Source organism: Chitinibacter sp. SCUT-21 (assembly GCA_041874755.1).
Classification (GTDB): domain Bacteria; phylum Pseudomonadota; class Gammaproteobacteria; order Burkholderiales; family Chitinibacteraceae; genus Chitinibacter.
Genome location: CP102611.1, coordinates 948,031 through 965,279, shown reverse-complemented (window position 1 = coordinate 965,279; position 17,249 = coordinate 948,031). Strand labels below are relative to the sequence as shown.

Annotated in this window: 13 protein-coding genes, 1 pseudogene and 1 riboswitch; of the genes and pseudogenes, 10 read left to right on the top strand and 4 right to left on the bottom strand. The window is 50.2% G+C overall.

All coding sequences use genetic code 11. From position 1 onward, the window contains the following. Positions 1-45 precede the first annotated feature (45 nt). From NT239_04480 to ccmI, 4 genes are all read left to right on the top strand, one after another. Entirely contained in the window at positions 46-2,043 is a 1,998-nt protein-coding gene (locus NT239_04480; protein XGA72105.1) for a heme lyase CcmF/NrfE family subunit, read from the top strand. Then, the gene (locus NT239_04475; GenBank protein XGA72104.1) at positions 2,040-2,576 is read left to right on the top strand and encodes a DsbE family thiol:disulfide interchange protein; all 537 of its coding nucleotides are present in this window, start codon (positions 2,040-2,042) and stop codon (positions 2,574-2,576) included. The genes NT239_04480 and NT239_04475 overlap by 4 nt, the downstream gene beginning before the upstream one ends. Beyond that, entirely contained in the window at positions 2,576-3,085 is a 510-nt protein-coding gene (locus tag NT239_04470; GenBank protein ID XGA72103.1) for a cytochrome c-type biogenesis protein CcmH, read from the top strand. Before NT239_04475 ends, NT239_04470 begins: the two co-directional genes overlap by 1 nt. A gap of 124 nt (positions 3,086-3,209) precedes the next feature. Continuing rightward, positions 3,210-4,088 (top strand): c-type cytochrome biogenesis protein CcmI, encoded by an 879-nt coding sequence (ccmI, locus tag NT239_04465; protein ID XGA72102.1) that lies wholly within the window; start codon positions 3,210-3,212, stop codon positions 4,086-4,088. Between the two features lie 342 nt (positions 4,089-4,430). On the opposite strand, the gene NT239_04460 is transcribed toward ccmI, so the two are convergent. The 3 genes from NT239_04460 to NT239_04450 all read right to left on the bottom strand — a co-directional run bounded on the left by NT239_04460 (position 4,431) and on the right by NT239_04450 (position 8,454). Then, positions 4,431-5,027, bottom strand: a complete 597-nt coding sequence (locus tag NT239_04460) for a hypothetical protein (GenBank protein ID XGA72101.1) — start codon at positions 5,025-5,027, stop codon at positions 4,431-4,433. An 826-nt stretch (positions 5,028-5,853) separates the two neighbouring features. Then, positions 5,854-6,507 (bottom strand): two-component system response regulator NarL, encoded by a 654-nt coding sequence (gene narL / locus NT239_04455; protein ID XGA72100.1) that lies wholly within the window; start codon positions 6,505-6,507, stop codon positions 5,854-5,856. 3 nt (positions 6,508-6,510) lie between these two features. Continuing rightward, positions 6,511-8,454 (bottom strand): histidine kinase, encoded by a 1,944-nt coding sequence (locus tag NT239_04450; protein ID XGA72099.1) that lies wholly within the window; start codon positions 8,452-8,454, stop codon positions 6,511-6,513. Between the two features lie 299 nt (positions 8,455-8,753). On the opposite strand from NT239_04450, the gene napF reads away from it, so the two are divergent. The 6 genes and pseudogenes from napF (at position 8,754) to NT239_04420 (ending at position 14,859) form a co-directional block, all read left to right on the top strand. Next, positions 8,754-9,236 carry a ferredoxin-type protein NapF gene (gene napF, locus NT239_04445; protein XGA72098.1) on the top strand — a complete coding sequence of 161 codons (483 nt, stop codon included), beginning with the start codon at positions 8,754-8,756 and terminating at the stop codon, positions 9,234-9,236. A 13-nt stretch (positions 9,237-9,249) separates the two neighbouring features. After that, complete coding sequence (locus tag NT239_04440; protein ID XGA72097.1) at positions 9,250-9,501, top strand: chaperone NapD; 252 nt, start codon at positions 9,250-9,252, stop codon at positions 9,499-9,501. Positions 9,502-9,545: 44 nt separating this feature from the next. Further along, on the top strand, positions 9,546-12,089 hold the full coding sequence (gene napA / locus NT239_04435; protein XGA72096.1) for a nitrate reductase catalytic subunit NapA: 2,544 nt from the start codon (positions 9,546-9,548) through the stop codon (positions 12,087-12,089). Between the two features lie 149 nt (positions 12,090-12,238). Continuing rightward, a complete protein-coding gene (locus tag NT239_04430; GenBank protein ID XGA72095.1) occupies positions 12,239-12,685 on the top strand; it encodes a nitrate reductase cytochrome c-type subunit in 447 nt (148 codons plus the stop codon). An 11-nt stretch (positions 12,686-12,696) separates the two neighbouring features. After that, positions 12,697-13,245, top strand: a pseudogene (locus NT239_04425) (NapC/NirT family cytochrome c). Positions 13,246-13,725: 480 nt separating this feature from the next. Beyond that, positions 13,726-14,859, top strand: coding sequence for an acyltransferase (locus tag NT239_04420; GenBank protein XGA72094.1), 1,134 nt, complete (start codon positions 13,726-13,728; stop codon positions 14,857-14,859). Between the two features lie 187 nt (positions 14,860-15,046). Here NT239_04420 and thiC read toward each other — a convergent pair whose 3' ends face one another. Next, positions 15,047-16,960, bottom strand: a complete 1,914-nt coding sequence (gene thiC, locus NT239_04415) for a phosphomethylpyrimidine synthase ThiC (GenBank protein XGA72093.1) — start codon at positions 16,958-16,960, stop codon at positions 15,047-15,049. Between the two features lie 111 nt (positions 16,961-17,071). Beyond that, positions 17,072-17,173: riboswitch (TPP riboswitch) on the bottom strand. Positions 17,174-17,249: the final 76 nt, after the last annotated feature.

The following is a 17,249-nucleotide window of genomic DNA, read 5'->3' as shown; positions in this document are numbered from 1 at the left end:
TCTCGACCAAGTCGAGAACTGAGTGACGAAAAAGAAGGGTCAGTAATGATTGGTGAACTGGGTTTATTTTGCTTAATTTTATCGACGCTGATCGCGCTGGTGATGGGCGCGAGCGGCATTGTCGGCGGTCAGCTTGGTAATCAAGGCTTGATGCGCATGGCGCGCCCCGCCGCCGGTTTGCAATTGGCCTTGCTGACCAGCTCGTTTGCGCTGCTGTCGGTGGCGTTTTTGCAAAATGATTTTTCGCTGCTGTATGTGGCCAAGCAATCGAACCGTCTGCTGCCTGATATTTATAAATTTGCCGCAGTGTGGGGCGGGCACGAAGGTTCGCTGCTGCTGTGGCTGTGGATGCTGGCGGGTTGGAGCGCGGCGGTGGCCTTTGTGGGTCGCAGCTTGCCGCTGACCATTCGCGCCTTGGTGCTCGGCGTATTGGGTTGGGTATCTTTAGGGCTGCATTTATTTGTGATTCTGACCTCCAATCCATTTGAGCGCTTGCTGCCTGCGGCGCTGGAAGGCAAAGATTTGAATCCGCTGTTGCAAGACCCGGGGCTGATTTTTCACCCGCCGCTGCTGTATATGGGCTACGTTGGTTTTTCGGTCGCGTTTGCGTTTGCGATTGCCGCCTTGCTGACAGGCCGCTTGGATGCCGCATGGGCGCGCTGGTCGCGGCCGTGGACTGCGGCGGCATGGGTGTCGCTGACACTGGGTATTATGCTCGGTAGCGCTTGGGCGTATTACGAATTAGGCTGGGGCGGCTGGTGGTTTTGGGATCCGGTTGAAAACGCCTCGTTCATGCCGTGGCTGGCCGGCACCGCGCTGATTCATTCGCTGGCGGTGGCCGAAAAGCGCAATGCGTTTAAGCATTGGACGGTGTTGCTGGCGATTGCGACGTTCTCGCTATCTTTGCTTGGCACCTTCCTTGTGCGCTCAGGCGTGCTGACCTCGGTACACGCTTTTGCCACTGATCCAACGCGCGGTTCGTTTATTCTGATTTTGCTGTGCTTGGTGATCGGCACCTCGCTGGCGCTGTACGCGTGGCGTGCGCCCAAGATGGAGGGCGGTGGCGCTTTCACATGGTGTTCGCGTGAAATGTTGCTACTGCTCAATAACGTGCTGTTCACGGTGGCGTGCGCGACCGTGATGCTTGGCACCTTGTACCCACTGCTGATCGACGCGCTGGGCATGGGTAAATTGTCCGTTGGCCCGCCGTACTTTAACTCAGTGTTTGTTCCGCTGATGCTGCCGATGCTGATTTTGGTTGGCATGGCTGGCACGATGCGCTGGAAGCAACACGCGCCAAACGAAATCTTCGCAACTTTGCGCTGGCCTGTGCTGGCGTCGATCTTGTTCGGTATCGCCTCGCCGTTCTTATGGAGTAATCAATGGCGCTGGGGCGTGGCCTTTGCGCTGGGCATTGCATTCTGGGTGGGATTAACCGCGCTGCTCGATTGGGCTGGGCGAATTGCCATCGGCGTGCGCAAGGGGCAATCGTTATGGGCCGCATTTTGGTCCTTGCCCGCTGCATTTAGCGGCATGCACTTGGCGCATTTGGGCGTCGCGGTGTTTGTCGCCGGGGTGACGGTGGTGTCGAGCTACGAGCATGAGTTCGACGTGAAGATGCTGCACGGTCAGACCTTAGCCGTTGCCGATTACCAAATTCGCTTTGACGGGGTCACACCGGTGCGTCAAAGCAATTACGCGGCACTCAAGGGTACGCTGACTTTGCAAAAGGACGGCAAAAACGTCACCGTTTTGCAGCCAGAAAAACGCCAGTATTTCTCCAGTGCCATGCCGATGACCGAAGCCGCAATTCACCATACTACGACCTACGATGTGTACGTCTCGCTGGGTGAGCCCTTGGGCGACAATCCATTTACCGGCGCGTGGATTATCCGCGCGCATTACAAGCCCTTGGTCGGCTGGATTTGGTACGGCTGTATTTTGATGGCCTTGGGCGGTATTTTGGCGCTGTCTGATCGCCGCTATCGTCTGTCGCGCTGGGGTAAAACCGCTGCGCCGAGTTGCACAGAGGTAGCGCAATGAAACGTTTTTTACCGCTGATTATTTTTGTCGCGCTCGCTGCCTTGCTCTCGTACGGGCTGCGACTCAATCCGCGCCATATTCCATCGCCGTTGATTGGCAAACCAGCACCGGCGTTTACGCTGGAGCGACTCGATCAGGCGGGCCAGTTTGCCGCTAGCGAATTGAAAGGCCAGCCTTGGGTGCTGAATGTCTGGGCGTCGTGGTGCTCGGCTTGTGTGGTTGAGCATCCGGTGCTCAATGCGTGGAAAGACAAGCTCGGCGCGCCTATGGTTGGTTTGGCATACAAAGATCAGGATGCCGATGCCAAGCAATGGCTGCAAAGCCGTGGCAACCCGTACGCTGTGGTCGTTGCCGATCGTGATGGCCGCGTTGGTATTGATTTTGGTGTCTACGGCGTACCGGAAACTTTTGTGATTGACGGCCAAGGCGTGATTCGCTTGAAGCACACCGGCCCAGTCACCGACGAAGTATTCAAAGACAAAATCGTACCGGCCTTGCAAGCAGCCCGTATCGCGGAAGCGGGGGGGAAATAATGCGCTGTCATTCATCTTTCTCGCTGAATTTAGCCGCAATTTTATTGGCTGCGCTTGGCTTTTTATCGTCTAGCGCCCACGCCGAATCTGCTGCTTCTCAAGCCAAGCCCGTCGCCAGCGCTACGAGCTCTTTGAGCGATACGCAAGTTGAAGAGCGCCTGCATTTGCTCTCGGCCGAATTGCGCTGCTTGGTTTGCCAAAACGAAAGCCTTGCCAGCTCGCGCGCGCCGCTGGCTGAAGATTTGCGCCGCGAAGTGCGCGAACAAATCCGCAGCGGCAAAAGCAATCCGCAAATCGTCAGCTACCTCACTGATCGCTATGGCGACTTTGTCACCTACCGCCCACCGTGGTCGGGTAAAACCTTGCTGCTGTGGTTAGGGCCGCTGCTCTTGTTGATACTGGCGGTAGGTATGTTTATCAAAGGTGTTTTGAAAAAGAAACCCAAAGATATACCTGCGATAGAGCCCGATGCCGATGAGCTAGCAAGATTGCGTCAAGAATTTAAGTGATCGAATCAAAGTGGTTGCCGAAGGCCGCGACTTCACGCCAGGCGCACAGCCGAAGACAGTACATTGTTACGGCGAGGCGAAGCAGCGTGAACACTTTGGGTTTATGACCTAGCGAGAATCAAAAATGAATACCTTTGCCCTCTACAGCGCCGCGCTGATCGTCTTGTGCCTGCTGGTGCTGCTGTACCCGCTGTTTCGCCAACGCCAGCAAGCGGATGACCTACGCCGCGCGCGCTACCAATTGCACGACAGCGTGATCGCCGAGCTGGACGCCGATGTGACTAACGGGCGGCTCAGTGCCGACGCGTATGCCGCCAGCGTGAGCGAGGCCGAAGCGCGGCTAGTTGCCGAAGTAGGGCGCGCCACCAGCGTGAATACCGATAGCTTGGCCAACTCGCGCAGCCAGAAAATCACCGTCGCCTTGGTCGGCGTCGGCCTGCCGCTAATCGCTGCCTTGCTGTACTTCCAAATCGGCAACCCCGCAGCGCTGAACCCAATGAGCCGCCAAGCAGCACCGGCCGCGGCGATGGATGCCGCCAAAATCGAGGGCATGGTCAAAAGCTTGGAAGCCAAACTGGCGCTCGAACCCGATAACGACGAGGGTTGGCTGATGCTGGCGCGCAGCTACCGCACCTTGGCGCGCTACGACGAGGCGGTCAAAGCCTACGAAAAAGCGTGGCCACTCGTGCAACGCGACCCCGGCGAAATGGCCCGCTTTGCCGGATCAATCGCCGTGCGCGACAACAGCTTCGCCGGCCGCCCAACACAATTGCTCGCTAAAGCCTTGGAGCTCAACGCCAGCGAGCCCGACGCGCTAATGCTCGCCGGCAGCGCCGCGCTACAACGCGGCGACTTTGACGCGACGATCACTTGGTGGAATAAACTCCTCGCGCTACTGGAACCCGGCTCGGAAGACGAGAAATGGCTGGCGGAGGAGATTCGCATGGTCAAAGAAGACGCGCAAAAGGCGGCATCGAAACCCGCGAGCGTGCATCAGCAGTGAATTGTTGTGTGATTTGAAACGCGAAAAAGAGTGCGGATGGTGGTAATACCGTTCACTTAAGCAAAAAAATGGCCGTTCGCCCTGAGCTTGTGGTAAACGGCCATTTTGTCTGTTACGCACGCCATTCATGGTTCGACAAGCTCACCACGAACGGCTTAAGTAAAAGGCATTAGCTGATGGCGGTCTTTTTACGGCTAGCTGTGTATGGTTATTTATGGGGTCAGGGTTTAGTAAAATAAATTGGGTGCTCTGTAGTCATGTGCCGAAGAAATGTTTTATGACCTTGCGCTGTAGGTTTTTATCCCTGAGATTACTGTTTTCTGTGACGCAGAAATAATGTAATTAATTATCTAACGACGATCGATATTCACTTAATTTCTTTTGGTATTCCGCGATAAAGGCTTGGTGTAATAGCTCTTTATCTAGCTCTACAGCTTGCTTTACTACTCGATCGATTTCGTTACACTCTTCTAGCGTTGCTCCATCGTTTCCATATAAAATTCCAGAGGGCCATTCGTGTTCCGTATATTTTAGCCATTTAATTGTTGCATTAAGTAACAGTAATCTAGCTTCATCATTCTCTGGGTTTATTTTGTAGCTTTTTATGAAAAGACTTAGTTCAGTTTCTTGAATGAATTCTTTGTATAATTTTCGAGATTGATAGAGGTTTTGAACTACTTTCCCCAGCCAAAGTATGGATTGGAAGTCTTGTTTTTCATAGCCGGTTTTTAAAATTGGGTAGATTAGCTCGTTAAATAATTCATGCCGAATTCTAGAGTGGTTGTTTTTCTTTAAAGTCGGTAGGTATTCCCATACCCAGTGCTCGATTTCTGCCGTATTTTGAAATGATGCAATAAATTCTCTAATAGATTCGGTTGCCTGTTTTTTTAAGCCTTTTTCTTCATAGACTATAAAACATTCGAAATATTTAATGTTCATATGATTTCGCTTGAGACTTTGGTGTTAGTTGTATTGTAGCAGCGTAAGCAGTATTGGCGGGGGGAGCCCCTGCGACTAACCGAGTCTACATTGTTTGTGGTTTTTTGCGCCGTTGGCGCGATGTTTTGATGCGCGTTCCGCCGCGCTAACGGGAAGGGATATTTGCTTCGCCAAATACCCCTTCACCCCAAAGGCGTCCCCTTATCAAGTTTTGCTACGCAAAATGCTAGCCCTAGGCCACGGCCTTCGCTAAGACGGCATAGCCGTCACGCCTCGCTGCGGACAATCGATTCGGCGGCTGCGGAACTCGGCCTACGGCCTCAGACAATCCTCGCCGAAACCCCGAACCGCTTGTTCCTCACTCGGCTTGATGAAAGGGGAGCTCCCACAGATTCACCATTGCGATATATACATACCGATGTGTAGCGCTGTAGAGCAATCTGTATCTGACTTATCTCGATATACCCTTAGGGTCAGCTGAAACCGACCCTACAGTTACAGCTTATTAGGACGAGAGGCCTGTGGAGCCGCGCCGTTCGGGAGGCGATTGGCAGGGTTTTAAGATGCGGCTGTTTGAGCTGCGCGACGCTAGCGCGCAGCGAGTTTGCCGCGTCGCCTTGCCAAACGCTGGACGGACGGGGTTTGGCGGCGATCGGGCAGGTTAGGGTTATCAGGGGCAAGGCAAGACTGCCCCTGATTCGTCTGGCGCTCGAACGATGGTTTACCGCCTGCGAAGCAGGCTATTCCATTGCTAATACTGCGCAGTATTAGCTGGCCTAAGGCCACGGCCTTCGATGCGGAGGTAAATCCGCATTAATTCAGCGTCTTATTCTTTAATTCCATTCTCCACCGCCCACACCGCTGCTTCGAGCCGCGAGCGAAAGTTCAGCTTGCGCAGCAGGCTTTTGACATGCACCTTGACCGTACCCTCAGCAATACCGAGCTGCCGGCCAACCAGTTTGTTCGATAAGCCTTGCGCTAGGCATTGCAGGATTTCTTGTTCGCGTTCGGTCAGGTGCGCGATTTGCTGGTTGCGATCGGTGGTGTCGTCTTCGCGCAGCGCAACGGCTAGCGCGCGGCCTAGGCGTTCGGGGATGGCCATTTGCCCATCAAGTGCTTCAGAGAGGCGCGCGATAATGTCTTCGGGCTCCATGTCTTTCAGCAGATACCCATCGGCGCCAGCGCGCACTGCATTGACCAAATCGCGGCTTTCATCCGAAACGGTCAGCATCACGACTTTGCTATCTAAATCGAGCTGCTTAATTTCTTTTAGCGTGGCGATGCCGTCCATGTCTTTCATATTCAGATCAAGAATGACCAAATCGGGCTGCAGTTCGGCGACGACTTTGACTCCATCCACACCGCCAGCCGCTTCACCTACGACGACAAATTGCGGGTTCAGCCCCAGTAATTGCACCACGCCTTTGCGAAACAGCGGGTGATCGTCGATGACAACAATGCGGTATTGATCGGTGTGCATGGCTTATTCCTCTGTGGGGGCGTTGCGCTCGGGCGCGTTGAAATTAGTATTCTGGGCTGCAGCGCTCTCTAATTCATTGAATGCGCTGGCAGCAGAGGCTAGGTTGGAAAACGGGGTGCTAGGTATAAAGCGCAGTATCACTTGCGTACCCTTGGGGTTATTGGCTTGTAACTCAATACTCCCTCCTAGGCTACGTGCACGGTCACGCATAATGGTCAGCCCATAGTGCTGAGCGCGTTCGGGGTTGGGGCCCAATCCCTTACCGTCGTCGCTGATGCTAACGACGATTTCATTGCCTATCCACGCCAAATGCACTTGTGCGCTGTTAGCTCGCGCGTGGTGGTGCACATTAGCGAGCGCTTCGCGTACGATCTGCAGCACGTGGATTTCTTCCTCGGCGGCAAGTTCCACACCGAGCAAATGGTTGGCCAGTTTGATCTCGATGCCGGTGCGTTCGGAAAATTCTTTCACCGTGGCTTCTAGCGCGCTATTGAGCCCGCCTTGGTTGATTTGCAGTCGGAAGGTGGTGAGTAATTCGCGCAGTTGGCGATACGCCGCGTTCAAGCCTTCGCGTAGCTCTTGCAAGGTGGCTTGCGCATCATCGGGTTTGTCGCTGATTTGGCTTTGCAGCCGAACGACTTGGATTTTTAAATACGACAAGGCTTGCGCGAGTGAGTCGTGCAATTCGCGCGCAATGACCGAACGTTCTTCAAATAGTGCTAAGCGGTGCAGCGATTGCTTGCGACGCGAACCCGCGAGGGCCGAGCCCAGATTACGGCTAACGTCTTCCAATACCTGCATTTGCCACGGCGCGAGCGAGACGCCATCTTGTAAGGTTAGCGGCATAATGCCATAGGTGATGCCGCTATCGAGTAGCGGGAACACCAGCTCTTTGCGCGTCGGTTTGGGGTGATCGCTGCTGTGTTCTACGCAACTGGCGCAGTCTTGTTCTAAACACCCGACACGAATGCCTTGCTGCTGATTATTGGCCAGCTTAAATGCAGTTTTGATTGGCGTTTCGCGTGGGGTGCTTTCGGTGAGACAAACCGCCGCATTTTGCAGCGGAACAAATTCGCCCAGCACTTTCAGTACCGCGTCAAAAATGGCTTGATCGGGTTCGTTGTCGGCGAGTAAAGCTTTGATCCGATAGCGCAGTTGCAGCGCAGTTTGATTTTGCTCCAACTCGGCGGTTTTTTCCGCAACACGATTTTCAAGTTGGCTATAGCTGGTTTCCAGCTCATCAAGCATGCGATTGAGCGCGGTTTTCAGCGTGCCAATCTCGCCCGTTGCAGGCACATCCACCCGGGCCCGATATTCACCAGCTTGCACTTCATTGGCTACTTTGGCCATGCTAGCTAGTGGGTATGTTATTTTGCGATAAGCCCAGACTAATATAGAAAAGAATACCCCTAAAATAATGAGTAGCGATACCCATTGTAAGCGAACAAGCGCCAGAAGGCGCTCTTCATGTTCGCGCTCGAGTGCATCGACAAATTGATCGATCTCATGCACGTAGTGGTGCGTATTGGGCAACAAAATACTGGCATACAACTCGTCATCTCTTTCGAGGCTGGGTCGAATTTCATTGCGCCAGCGTGATTCAATTTGATTAAAACGCACCCGAACTGGGTTCGACATATCGCTGGGCAATACATTTTGGATGCTAGGGTGATACAGGCGTCGTTCAAATTCGGCGACGACTTCATCTAAATTGGGGTGCGCCCCTGGAATTGGATCCGCTGGGGCAAGGGCCGTGGCGGCGATTAAATACGATTGCTTACGTAAAGAGCCCGCCATATTGATGGCTTCACCCCCACCAGACGACGCAGTCGCAATCCAGCCACTCATAAACAGGCTTAAAACACTGGGCAATACCAATAAAAGCAAGGCTAGAGACAGTCGCGCAACAATTGAGCGTTGGTTGGTGAAAGTAAAGTGGCTAGACAATTGATTCCCTATTAAGGTTATGTATTTGCGCTGGGTTGCTATTTTCTGATGCGCACAACAGAGACTATATACCTAGGAATAGGTATCTATGTGGTGCAGTGTTTGTCGGCGCGCTGACCATTGGCCGGATGGTGTGTGCTTCTCTTCCAAGGTGTTGCGCAGTAAATTATTGATTTTATTTGAAACATTGGCGAATTTGCGAGGCATTTTTACCATGACTGAGTGGGGTAGTACCCCTTAGGGGTAATTGTCGGTTGCGGTGTGAACGCCTAGTCTTACTGTCATGAAGAGGGTTTGGTATGTCTGTCGATTTATCGCGACGCAGTTTACTTTTTGGTCGCAAGCCCGCTCAAGAGCCGGTGAATGTTTTTCGCCCCCCTTGGGCTAATGAACGGTTTACCGACATTTGTACTCGTTGTGCTGAGTGCATCACTGTGTGTCCGAGTCAGGTTATTGTAAAAGGAGATGCAGGTTTTCCTGAAATCGACTATAAATATGGCGAATGCACTTTCTGTGGTGAATGCCGTGATGTATGCCAGCCGAAAGCGCTCTCCGCGGAAGACCCATGGCACCGACATGTACAGATTGGTGCTCAATGCATTGCTTATTCAGGAGTGGATTGCCGTGTTTGTGGCGAGGTTTGCGATACCGCTGCCATCAAGTTTGCGCTACAAGTTGGCACGGTAGCACAGCCTCAATTGAATATAGATGCCTGTACCGGCTGTGGAGCTTGCATGACAAGCTGCCCCACTGCGGCGATTCAGATGCTGCAGGCTAAATAAGGATAGCAAGACAATGAATATTTACAGCTTAGTGGTGCGCGCACTACCAGGCCAAATGGACCATGTTAAAGCGCAATTACTGACGATTCCCGGCCTTGAAATACACCAAGAGCACGAAGGGCGCTTGATTGTGACGGTGGAGGATGTGCCGGGCTATCGAACCAGCGATGCCTTGGCGACGATTCAAGGGTTTGACGGCATTACGTCGTCTACTTTGGCTTATGAGTATTGTGATGATGAGTTAACACCGAGTGAAAACGCGTAGTTGCACGGTGTTATTGAAAAAAGTAGTTTGAGGGAGGATATCCAATGAGTATTGATCGTCGTGATTTTATTAAGGCGACCGCCGTCAGCGCTGCGGCGGCCAGTGTCGGCATTCCTTTGGTGGCAGATGCTGCGCCAAAAAAAGCGGCTGATAACGCAGCCAGTAAAGCCGGCGACAATACCGTGCGTTGGGATAAAGCGCCCTGTCGATTCTGTGGTACCGGCTGTTCGGTGTTGGTAGGCACGCAAAATGGCCGTGTCGTTGCCACACAGGGTGATCCTGAAGCTCCCGTTAATCGCGGCTTGAACTGCATTAAGGGTTATTTCCTGTCAAAAATTATGTACGGGGGCGATCGTTTAACCCAGCCACTGCTGCGTAAGAAAAACGGCAAATACGACAAAAATGGTGAATTCACGCCTGTGAGCTGGGACGAAGCGTTCGGCATCATGGAGCAAAAAGCCAAAGAAGCGCTGAAAACCACCGGCCCAACGTCAATTGCAATGTTTGGCTCTGGCCAGTGGACGGTGTGGGAAGGCTACGCCGCGGCTAAATTATTTAAAGCGGGTTTCCGCAGCAATAATATTGACCCGAATGCTCGCCACTGTATGGCATCAGCCGTGACTGGCTTTATGCGCACCTTCGGTATGGACGAGCCGATGGGCTGTTACGACGACATCGAAGCCGCAGATGCTTTCGTGCTGTGGGGCTCAAATATGGCCGAAATGCACCCGATTTTGTGGAGCCGCATCACCGATCGCCGTTTGAGTAATCCAAAAACCAAAGTCGCTGTCTTGTCGACGTTTGAACATCGCTCGTTCGAGCTAGCCGATAACGGTATGGTGTTCACGCCGCAAACCGATTTGGCGATCATGAACTTTATTTGCCACCACATCATTAGCACTGGTCGCGTGAATAAAGATTTCGTCGCAAAACACGTGAACTTCAAATTGGGCGAAACCGATATTGGTTATGGTTTGCGCCCTAATCATGCCCTGGAAAAAAATGCCAAAGCCAATGGCTATCCAGGCGCTGACGGCAAGCCAAAAACCAATCCGAATGAAGCCAAACCAAGTACTTATGAAGAGTTTGCCAAGTTTGTTTCGGAATACACGGTTGATAAGGTCAGCAAACTGTCGGGCGTATCCGAAGACAAACTCAAAGCTTTGGCAGAGCTATACGCCGATCCAAAAATCAAAGTAACGTCGTTCTGGACCATGGGCTTTAACCAGCACACCCGTGGTACGTGGGCGAACAATATGATTTACAACATCCACTTGCTGGTGGGCAAAATCGCAGAGCCGGGCAATAGCCCATTCTCGCTGACTGGTCAGCCTTCAGCCTGCGGTACCGCGCGTGAAGTGGGTACTTTTGCGCACCGTTTACCGGCCGATATGGTCGTGACTAATCCAGAACACCGCAAACACGCCGAAGAAATTTGGCAACTGCCCGATGGCACGATTCCAGACAAGATCGGTTTGCACGCCGTGGCCATGGCGCGGGCACTGAAAGACGGCAAGATTAAGTTCTACTGGCAAATGTGTAATAACAATATGCAAGCCGGCCCGAATATTAATGAAGAGCTCTACCCAGGCTGGCGCAACCCAACAGCTTTCGTTGTGGTATCAGACCCGTACCCAACGGTATCGACTTTGGCGGCTGATTTGGTGCTGCCAACCGCGATGTGGGTCGAAAAAGAGGGCGCTTTTGGTAATGCCGAGCGTCGTACCCAATTCTGGCGCCAACAAGTGAATGCCCCTGGCGAGGCCAAATCAGATTTGTGGCAATTGGTTGAGTTTTCAAAACGCTTCAAAGTTGACGAAGTATGGCCGGCTGATTTGTTGGCTAAAAAGCCAGCGTACAAAGGCAAAACCTTGTTTGACATCTTGTACGCCAACGGCAAGGTTAATAAATTTAAAAACGACCAATTGCAAAAAGGTCACGAAAACTTGGAAGCTAAGGCTTTTGGTTTCTATCTGCAAAAAGGTCTGTTTGAAGAGTACGCTGAGTTCGGTCGCGGTCACGGCCATGATTTAGCGCCGTTTGATACCTACCACCAAGCGCGTGGCTTGCGCTGGCCTGTGGTGAACGGCAAAGAAACCAAATGGCGCTACCGCGAAGGCTATGATAGCTACGTTAAAAAAGGCGAGGGCGTTCGCTTCTACGGTAATAAAGATGGCAAAGCGAATATTTTTGTCTTGCCATACCAGCCAGCGGCCGAGAGCCCGGATAAAGAATACGATTTGTGGTTGTGTACCGGTCGTGTACTGGAGCACTGGCATACCGGCACGATGACGCGCCGTGTACCTGAGCTGCATAAAGCCGTGCCTGAGGCGATGGTGTTTATGCACCCTGATGAAGCGAAAAAACGAGGCTTGCAGCGTGGGATGTTGGTGAAAGTGAAATCGCGCCGCGGCGAAATCACCGCTCGCCTAGAAACCCGTGGTCGTAACAAACCACCGAAAGGGCTGATTTTTATTCCATTCTTTGACGAAGGCCGTTTGGTGAATAAATTGACCTTGGATGCAACGTGCCCAATTTCAAAAGAAACCGATTATAAAAAATGTGCCGTTAAAGTGATCAAAGTCTAGCTGGGTATAACCCCAAAGCTTATTTTTTAATTGGCTTTGGGGTTGATACTGGCCTAGGTATTGAGCGAATGGTTTATGTATGACGATGTGGTGACGGGGTAAATAATGCTGATCACCACGCCGTCGAGAAGAATTCTAAGGAGTGAAAAATGAAAAAGCTGGCCTGTATATTGGGGGTGCTGTTAGCTTTGGGCTTGGGTGTAATCAATACAGCAGTTTTTGCTGAAGGTTTAAAATCGCTGCGTGGTACCGAGGCGGTGAAGGGCGATGTGCCATCTGAAAACTATCGTTATGAGCGTGATCGAGCAGCGCAACAGCGCCAGTTTGTACAGCAACCACCGTTGATTCCGCATACAACGAAAGGCTATTTAATTACCAAAGAATTTAATAAATGCCTCGATTGCCATAGCTGGGATCGTGCCGCCGACTCAGGTGCGCCACGTGTTTCTGTGACGCACTTTAAAACCCGCGAAGGCAAAGAGCTGACCAATATGTCGCCGCGTCGCTATTTCTGTACGCAATGCCACGTGCCACAAACTGATGCCAAACCATTGGTGGATAACACCTTTAAACCAGCGACTGGCTTGGTTAAATAAGGAAAAGCACCATGATCAACTGGATAAAAACAAAGTGGCAGAAAATCCGCGCAGTTCGCCTCGGCTTTTGGGGGCTAGTCGGGATGTTTGCGCTGGGTATTATTTTCTGGGGTGGTTTTAATACCGCCTTGGAAATGACCAATACTGAGAAATTTTGCCTAGGCTGCCACGAGATGGCGGACAATGTGTTTCCTGAGTATCAAGAAACCGTGCATTACACCAACCGTTCTGGCGTGCGCGCGACGTGCCCTGATTGCCACGTGCCGCACGAGTGGGGCCCGAAAATGATTCGCAAGATTCAGGCTTCCAAAGAAGTATGGGGTAAGTTAACAGGCAAGATTGATACCCGCGAAAAATTCCTTGAGCACCGTATTGTGTTAGCGCAAAACGAATGGAAGCGGATGAAAGCCAATAATTCGCAAGAATGTCGTAATTGCCATAAGTACGAATACTTCGATTATATGGAGCAAAACCGCCGCTCGGCCAACGCGCACCAAAAAGGCTTAAGTACCGGCATGACGTGTATCGATTGCCACAAAGGGATTGCGCACCATTTGCCGAATGTAAATCAACACATTGGTAACGATGATCGAGAAGCCATTGACCCGAAAGTGATGCACCCACAATACGATACGTCAAATTCAGCCTCGGCCGTATCGGAGGATATTGCAGGGATTGAATAAGTTTGGCGGTAATGAAGTAAAAAAGCGATGCAATGATGCATCGCTTTTTTTTTGATACTGTAATTGAGTTGGATGAAATTAGTATAGCAAGATCTGAGTTGTGTGTAATCCATTCTCTTTTTTGCTGTTTGTTGGCGCAATATTTTGCTTTCTTGTATTCTTTCTTCTTGCTGAGTTAAATATGGATTGCATTTAATGTTGTAAAGAGGGTAATGTATAATACTAGTTGAGTTTGCTTTCTTAATTGTTTATTAATAGTGCAACTAGGGGTGTTGCAAATTGTTTTTAGCTGAATTTATTCTGACTTAAGCTGTTTGTATAGAATAAGTGCTGTTGAGTTGGTTTTGGTGTATTTTAGTGAGTAACAATGCAATGAATTTTTCAGTATATAACCCAATTTTAGTTCCATTGTTATATTTTGTTCTATTGCTTCTTTCACACTTTTTTTGTAAGTTTAGTGGTTTCTTTAAGTTGCAAGTTGCTGCGGAAATGGTGCCATCTCGCTATTTGTCATTGGATGGTTTTCGTGGCGTGTTGGCATTTTTAGTTGTTTATCATCATTTGATTATTGCATATCGATATCATTTTTTAGACGGCGCATGGAAAATTCCTGATTCTCGATTTTATACCTTGATAGGTCAGGGGGCTGTGGCAGGATTTTTTATGATGACTGCGTTTCTTTTTTGGGGGCGTATTTTAAATAAAGGTGATTTTGGAGCAGTTAAAGAATTTTATGTGGCTAGATTGAATAGAGTTTTACCTGCGTTTTTAACATCTGTTGCGTTGATTTTTTTTGTGGTCGGCTGGGAAACGAACTGGGTTCTTTCTGTTGATTTTAATCAATTGATCGAGCAGGTTTCTGCTTGGCTTGCTCTTGGTTTTTTGGGGGCTCCTGATATTAATGGTTTAAAAAATACAGGGGTGGTGAATGCGTACGTTTTTTGGACGCTTAAGTACGAAGCTCTTTTTTATTTGTTGCTCCCTTTTTTTTCTGTTTTTATATTAAGGTGGTATTTTCTTGTTTTGGGTTTGTTGGTTTATTATTTTATTGGAAGTGTGCCTGATTATTTTTTTATAAATTATTTTTTTCTTGGCGCGATTGTGGCCTTTTTGTATAGGGTTGAATGGTTGCGAGTAAAAATGCAAGGTATAGTTGGTCTCGTTGTGCTGCTAGTTGGCTTGAGTTCTTTTTATGTTCTCTCCGATAGTGCGTACTCTCTTGTTGCTCTGGGACCAATGTTTTTAATTTTTTTTCCTGTTGCGTTAGGTCAAGACTTCTTTGGGGGTCTTTCATCTGTTTCTGCAAGGATGATTGGGTTGATTAGTTATTCCATGTATTTGTTGCATGGGATTGTTATCTATGTAATTTTTACGCAGTGGAAATCGATTGACCTTTTTTTGTTGAAAGCTGGGCTTGTTTTTGCAATTGTTTATGTACTTTCTGTTTGTTCATTTAGGTTTATTGAGTATCCTTTTTTTTCAAAGAAATAATGGGATTGTTAAGGGGGTTGGCATTTTTACTGAAGTCGAGTTCTAGTGTTCGGCTGGCAATATCTAGGCCAGACTTATGTTGACCATCTGCAACATCGCGATTGATGTTGCCATGAGTATTTTTGTAATTGGTTTGATGCAGTAAAGCCACGCATTAAGCGTGGCTTTTTGTTGTTATTTCGAAAGTTTAAGCTTTATCGTAAAGCTTCGCGCCGCCTTTGATAAATTCGATCGACTTAGTTTCCATGCCTTTGGCCAAGGCGTCTTCGGCGGCAATACCTTGCTGTTCAGCAAATTCACGCACGTCTTGCGTGATTTTCATTGAGCAGAAGTGCGGGCCGCACATTGAGCAGAAGTGAGCGACTTTGGCGCTGTCTTTTGGCAAGGTTTCGTCGTGGAAATCACGTGCGCGGTCTGGATCGAGACCAAGGTTGAATTGGTCTTCCCAACGGAACTCGAAACGCGCTTTCGACAAGGCATTGTCGCGAATCTGCGCGCCTGGATGACCTTTGGCCAAGTCCGCAGCGTGTGCAGCCAGCTTGTACGTAATAATGCCTTCTTTGACGTCGGCTTTATTTGGTAAACCCAAGTGCTCTTTCGGCGTGACGTAGCACAGCATCGCCGTGCCGTACCAGCCAATTTGCGCCGCGCCAATCGCCGAAGTGATGTGGTCGTAACCCGGGGCAATATCTGTCGTTAATGGGCCAAGTGTGTAGAACGGTGCTTCGTGGCACCAGTCCAGCTCTTTATCCATATTCTCTTTGATCAATTGCATAGGCACGTGGCCTGGGCCTTCGATCATCACTTGTACATCGTGTTTCCACGCGATTTGCGTCAATTCGCCTAGGGTTTTGAGTTCGCCCAATTGCGCTTCGTCGTTTGCATCCCACACTGAACCTGGACGCAGGCCATCGCCGAGAGAGAAGGCCACATCGTATTGCTTCATGATTTCGCAAATTTCTTCAAAGTGCGTGTACAAGAAGTTTTCTTTGTGATGCGCCAAGCACCATTTGGCCATGATCGAGCCGCCGCGGGACACGATACCGGTCATACGGTTGGCCGTCAGTGGTACATAGCGTAGCAATACGCCGGCGTGGATCGTGAAGTAGTCAACGCCTTGCTCGGCTTGTTCAATCAACGTGTCTTTGAAGATTTCCCAAGTTAGATCTTCGGCTTTGCCGTTTACTTTTTCCAGGGCTTGGTAGATTGGCACGGTGCCGATCGGTACTGGCGAATTGCGCAAAATCCATTCGCGTGTTTCGTGGATGTTTTTACCGGTCGACAGATCCATGATCGTGTCGGCGCCCCAACGAATACCCCAAGTCATTTTGTCTACTTCTTCGGTAATCGAAGACGTTACGGCTGAATTACCGATATTGCCGTTGATCTTTACCAAGAAGTTGCGGCCAATGATCATTGGCTCTGATTCTGGGTGGTTGATATTGTTTGGGATTACGGCGCGGCCAGTGGCCACTTCATCACGTACGAATTCTGGTGTGATTTTTTCTGGGATATTGGCACCATAGTTTTGGCCAGGGTGCTGGAACATCATCATTTTGGAGAGCTTTTTGCCTTTTTCGCCGAGCGCTAACAAGCTTTCAAGGTATTTTTCGCGCTGCAAGTTTTCGCGGATGGCGACGTATTCCATCTCAGGCGTGATGATGCCTTTGCGTGCGTAGTGCATTTGCGACACGTTTTGGCCTGCTTTGGCTTTGCGTGGTTTGCGTTGTAATTCAAAACGCAGATCGTCTAGGCTCTTGTCTGCTTCGCGCATGCGGCCATATTCGCTAGTCATGCCGTCGAGCAATTCGGTGTCGTTGCGCTCTTCAATCCATGCAGCGCGAATTGGGGCGAGGCCTTTGCGAACGTCAATTGTTGCGTTTGGATCGGTGTAAGGGCCAGAACAGTCGTAAACATAAATCGGTGGATTTTGCTCGCCGCCAAACATGGTTGGGGTATCGGCTTGGCTGATTTCACGCATTGGCACTTGAATATCAGCGCGAGAGCCTTCGACATAGACTTTGCGAGAATTAGGCAGTGGTTGGATCGCCGCAGAATCGACGACAGCTTCTGTGGCAAGAAATTCTACTTTGGCGTTCATACTTTTTCTCCAGTTCAAACCGCTCACGATGAGACAGTTTGCGCAGCTTGTTAGGCTGCAAATCAATACACTGCTTTTGATTTCGCTAGGAGGGGAGGTCAAGTGAAGCCGAATTGGGCACACTCGCTTTCCTACGCCGGTATTAGCCGGATCAGGTTCAAGGGTAACTCTCATCCGATCAAAACAACCCGATCGGAACCCCTAGCGATATGAATGAATGTGAAATTAAAAGAGTTGTGGGATAATTGCAAGATCTATTCGTCTAACATAGGCCCTTAAGTGGCCAAGC